This is a genomic window from Sedimentibacter sp. B4 (assembly GCF_000309315.1).
GTDB lineage: Bacteria > Bacillota > Clostridia > Tissierellales > Sedimentibacteraceae > Sedimentibacter > Sedimentibacter saalensis.
On record NZ_CANG01000930.1, the window covers coordinates 1 to 5,317 of the forward strand.

The following is a 5,317-nucleotide window of genomic DNA, read 5'->3' on the forward strand; positions in this document are numbered from 1 at the left end:
TTTTAAAAAATAAGATTTATATAATGTATATAATATACTTCCTTAGTTTTGGGTACCCAATAGTTCAAAATACACTTCTTTTGAAATTTTAGGTTCCTAATAGGTACCCAACTTATATTTTTATAAGTTTTTAGGTTCCCAATATTATGAATTATGCTTTACACATTCATTTTTTAATACTTTTACATATGCATTTAGGTTCCTGATAAGATGCCTATAAAATATTTATTTGTAATTTAAGTACCGAATAGGTTCCTATTTGATATATTAAATAATAAAAATAATTAAAGCTGAAATACATTATTTTTGCTTTTACTTATACATCTGTGATGTTGTAATATCTGTCACTTTGATTTTTTTATTAATAGCAAATAAATTATTTTATTTAATATATAATTACAAAGAATTTATAAAGAAGTTTAAAAGATGTTTAAAAGAAGTTACGAATAACAAAAGCCGCAGCAGTTACAATTACTTTATTCTACGATTTATGAATCTAAGGTTTTTTATATTGTTAAATCTAATTATATTAATGTTTGTTTTTGTTATAATATTTAAAATACTTTATATTTTCATTTCAATAGATTTTTCTAAAATAATAATATCTTTTTTCTTCTGTTTATAAAAAATTTCTTATTGTGGATAATTTTAGTATAAATTAAGCATTACTAATCTCAAAAAATAAAAAAGCAGAGCTAATAATTTATTTATTGCCCTACCTTTATAATTTTTTACTAACGACAAATAGAACTATTTTTGAAAAATAGTCCATACATACTATTGACAAGTCTGATTCGTTGTCGCATTGTACATAATAAAAAATCTCTTAAAGCTAAAATTATGAGATTCTCCTGACGCTGCCACCAATGACATTAAATATGTCATCAAGTATCAATTTTGTAAAACAGTCCTTTTATAATTTTGATTAAATTGCTAAAGAATATGTTGTCTCTCTTTGTCTAATAACATTTCTTAATAAACCACAACAATTTACTGTACATTCATTGTCAAGTATTAATCTTTCTGCTATAGGCAAGTATTTTAAAACAACATCTATACCATATTGAATACTCATTTGCAACAAATTTTCTTCGTCAATTGACTCAGTAAAAATTTGAGAATTAACTAAATATGCTTTTATTTTAGTTAGATACTGATCTTTTATAGATTGTTTATAGTTATCAATATCATATTTATCATTTATGTTGAAATACAATACATTATCAATAATTTCTGCAGCAAACATTTCTTTAAGTTTGTCCTGTTTTATTACGTTTTGAATTCTCTGATTAGTTATATGTTTCGGAAGTCTTTGTTTTATTGAGCGTAATAATATTTTACACTGTTCAACCTTATGCTGTTCATTAATTGCACTTGTTTCCTTTTGTATTTTAGTTTCTTTTATTTTTGCTTCATCTTGTTGCAATATCATTAATATAGTTGATCTTAAGTTATTCACATCTTTAATAGAAATTAGATTATCTAAAATCTCATTAGACATATTTAAATAACCTTTGCCGCCATCCCTTGCTTTCAGATGATAAGTTTCATATGGAACTATTTTAACAGAATATTTGTAAGTGGATACTCTACTAAGCCATATAAATCCATATTTAACAAGGCTATCTGAACAATTTACAATTGATTTAACGTTACAATTTAATTTTTCTGCAAGTTCTTGAAAATCTACATTTTTTATAATTCCTCTTGAATCTATGTCGATGTTAAAATGCAGCGAAATAAAAAGCAATAAACTGAGCCTTGATAACCTACAAGAGGTTTTGCCAAACTGAGTGTTTTTATTGCTTTTTATCGTCATTCCTTCATCTGTAAACTCCACATCTGACCATGCATACTTTTTAAAATTTATCACAATATTCCGTACAATATTTTTCATTAAGTGCTTTGCTAAAAGGACATTTAGCGCAATAGGAATTAAACCTATTGTTTAAAACAATAAGATTTTTATTATCTAAGACTTCTCTTTTTTCAACAACTTCAACCTGAGACATCAGTGCTCTTGAAAGTGCTTCTTTTCCTATTTTTGCATATGGTTTTATATACATAAAGTCCTCTTAATAACATTTATTCTTAATATTGTTATAACCTTGTTTATCCTAATTGCTAAGTCTTTTTCCATTTAGTCACGATACTCACCTGCTTTCCATTTCTCTAAAAAGTCATTTGCATACATTTTTACAAGTGGTTCGTAGTACTCATCTTCATCAATTTCAACTAATTCGATTAGTTCTTCATTAATTCTTTTTCCAGTTTTTCTGTCAAATGTTGTCTTTATAATTGCTGCTTGCATTTAGAAAACTTCCTTATCCATAAATTAAGTTTAGTTCTCATCCTTTCTGAGTTACTTACATTGTACCTCTTCGTAGTAAAATTTGTCAATACACAATATAATATTTTAAAAAAATTGTTGATTTTAGATTAGTTTTATAGTATAATAAAGTTACGATTATAAAATGGGAGGGATAAATTGTGACAACAGGGGAAAGAATTAAAAATCTAAGGGAATCTAATAATTTAACACAAGAAGAACTTGCTTCTTTAACTAACACATCTAAACAAACCATATATAAATATGAAAATAATATTATTATTAATATTCCTTATTCAAAAATCGAAATGATTTCTGAAGTACTTCAAGTATCACCAGCATATTTATTGGGTTGGGATGGCGATGATGATTCAATATCCGTTAGTAATGAAAATTTATGTAAAGTGTCAATAGCAGAAAGGTTAAATGAAGCTTTATCTATTAGAGGCATGAAACAAATAGATTTAATAAAAAAGACCGGATTAAGCAAATCTTCAATAAACAATTACTTATATGGAAAATTCAAGCCAAAATATGAAAATATCCGAAAAATGGCTAAAGTATTAGATGTCAATGAAGACTGGTTATATGGATATGATGTCCAAATGGATTGTTTAGATTTAAAAGAAATATCATCAAAACAAGAAAGTGAAATAATGAATGTAATTTCAAATACTGATATAAAAGAAAGTATTAATAACATTAATAGTAATAGTGTAAATACATTTAAACTATTGGGAAAAGAACTTTCACTATATGCATCAATCTCAGGAAGATTGTATGAAGCTTTATATATAAACGATATGAAACCAACAGATTTAACCAAAAAAACAAGAATACAAGAACTTTTAATCCACAACATTTTGTGTGGAAGGGTTATTCCCAGCACTAATGATGTACGAAAAATTGCACGGGTATTAAATATCAGTGAAGATTGGTTAGCTGGATACAATGTACCTATGAACCCTTCTAATTCAGAAAAGTTAGAAGAGCAACGAGCTAATGAAGTACTAAACATTATATCTGATAGCGGCGAGATGCTTGAAGACAAAATTATTAGAAATTATAGTGAAGACGAATCAAGATTATTGGAAAATTACAATAAACTTAATGATCTCGGTAAAAGTGAAGCATCTAAGAGAATTGAAGAATTGACTCTTCTTAATAAATATTGCGATTTAGAAAGTTGAAACTTAAAGAATTTGAATAAATAGTTATTGAAAGTTTTTGAAGGAGAAAAATAGTAACATTTCTTAATATTGAAAATGGAAGGTCATAATTATGAAAGCAGCACTTTATGCAAGATTCTCTTCTGATAACCAAAGAGAAGAATCTATCGATGCTCAAGTTCGAGCAATGAAGGAATATTCAGAAAGAAATGATATACAAATCATAAAAATATATACAGATGAAGCAAAATCAGCAACTACTGATAATAGACCACAGTTTAGGCAATTAATAAAAGATAGTACTTTAGGTCTTTTTGATATAGTTTTAGTACATAAATTAGACAGGTTTTCTCGCAACCGATATGATAGTGCATTTTATAAACGTCAACTTAAGCTAAATGGAGTTAAAGTAATGTCAGTATTAGAATTACTTAATGATTCACCTGAATCTATAATTTTAGAATCAGTACTCGAAGGTATGGCTGAATATTACAGTGCAAATCTCGCACGTGAAGTAATGAAGGGAATGAAAGAAACTGCACTTCAATGTAAACATAATGGTGGAATCCCGCCTCTTGGATATGATATTGCTGATGATAAGACATTAATAATAAATGAAAATGAAAAACATGCTGTAATTTTAATTTATACCCTCTACTCCAACGGTTTTGGCTATAATGAAATTGTAGATGAATTAAACAAAAAAGGTTTTAAAACTAAACTTGGTAATTCCTTTGGGAAAAATAGTATTTCTGAAATCTTAAGAAATGAAAAATACATAGGAACTTATACTTTCAACAAAACTAACCGGCAATTTGCAGGAAAGAATGTAAAAAAAATAAAAGGTGAAGAAGAAATAATAAGAGTTGAAGGAGGAACACCTCAAATTATTGACAAATCTCTTTGGAATAAAGTTCAATTGAAACTTAATAAGAATAAAAGAGCAAAAGGATCAAATTCCGCAAAAGAAAATTATTTGTTAAGCGGATTGTTAGTTTGCGGAAGTTGTGATGGCGCAATGGTTGGAAATAGAAAAAGAGCCGGAAGAAATAAAGATATGTATGTGTCATATGAATGCTCTACAAGAAAAAGAACAAAACAATGTAATGCAAAATCTATAAATAGAGATTTTATTGAAGAATTTGTTGTAAATGACTTAATTGAAAAAATATTATCCCCTAATACTTTAGAATACATTTCAACAAAAATATACAACAGTGCTATTAAGCAGCAAGAAATAATAAAATCAGATGTAAAAATTATTGAAAAGAAGTTAATAGAAATACAAAAACAAATAGACAACATCATCAACGCAATCACTAAAGGTATGTTTCATGAATCTATGAAAGAAAAGATGGATGAGCTTGAAAACGAAAAAAACAATCTTAAAATCGACTTGTATGAAACTAAGGTACAATTTGAGAAGTATTCACCCAAAATTGATCATATAAAAAAATATTTAAGCAATGATTCAAATATTAAAACGAAGGAATTTCATGAACAAAAGGAAATAATTAATCGATATATAAAAAAAGTCCTCCTAAATGAGGACAAAATTGAAATCCACTATATTGTGGATTTTGATGATGGAGGCGGTGGGAGTCGAACCCACGTCCGAAAATATTTCCACAAGACTTTCTCCGAGTGCAGACGATAATTTTTGTTTCGCCTTTACTATCGCCTATCGTCAGGCTATAGTATCAGCTATCTTCGATTATTCCACCTAAGGTCGAAGCCCCCTTAAGCAGTTCCCTGATTTAGATGATGCCCCGTTTTAGCCTACAGGCCGGCTAAGCGGAACAAGCGAGCAGCTTACGCT

Annotated in this window: 4 protein-coding genes, 1 other RNA gene and 1 pseudogene; 2 read left to right on the top strand and 4 right to left on the bottom strand. The window is 27.7% G+C overall.

What is annotated here, in order from left to right:
• Positions 1-925: 925 nt before the first annotated feature.
• The 3 genes from BN358_RS15865 to BN358_RS27155 all read right to left on the bottom strand — a co-directional run bounded on the left by BN358_RS15865 (position 926) and on the right by BN358_RS27155 (position 2,311).
• The gene (locus BN358_RS15865; protein ID WP_019227246.1) at positions 926-1,897 is read right to left on the bottom strand and encodes a hypothetical protein; all 972 of its coding nucleotides are present in this window, start codon (positions 1,895-1,897) and stop codon (positions 926-928) included.
• Positions 1,860-2,066 (bottom strand): hypothetical protein, encoded by a 207-nt coding sequence (locus BN358_RS15870; protein WP_019227247.1) that lies wholly within the window; start codon positions 2,064-2,066, stop codon positions 1,860-1,862. Before BN358_RS15870 ends, BN358_RS15865 begins: the two co-directional genes overlap by 38 nt.
• Positions 2,067-2,140: 74 nt before the next feature.
• Positions 2,141-2,311 (bottom strand): hypothetical protein, encoded by a 171-nt coding sequence (locus BN358_RS27155; protein ID WP_019227248.1) that lies wholly within the window; start codon positions 2,309-2,311, stop codon positions 2,141-2,143.
• A 179-nt stretch (positions 2,312-2,490) separates the two neighbouring features.
• Here BN358_RS27155 and BN358_RS15875 point away from each other — a divergent pair, with 179 nt between their 5' ends.
• Together BN358_RS15875 and BN358_RS15880 are read left to right on the top strand one after the other, a co-directional pair.
• On the top strand, positions 2,491-3,519 hold the full coding sequence (locus BN358_RS15875) for a helix-turn-helix transcriptional regulator (protein ID WP_019227249.1): 1,029 nt from the start codon (positions 2,491-2,493) through the stop codon (positions 3,517-3,519).
• A 91-nt stretch (positions 3,520-3,610) separates the two neighbouring features.
• A pseudogene (locus tag BN358_RS15880) lies at positions 3,611-4,597 on the top strand (recombinase family protein); the annotation flags it as partial.
• 485 nt (positions 4,598-5,082) lie between these two features.
• Here the strand turns inward: BN358_RS15880 and ssrA are convergent.
• Positions 5,083-5,317: a transfer-messenger RNA gene (ssrA, locus tag BN358_RS24690) on the bottom strand; the annotation flags it as partial.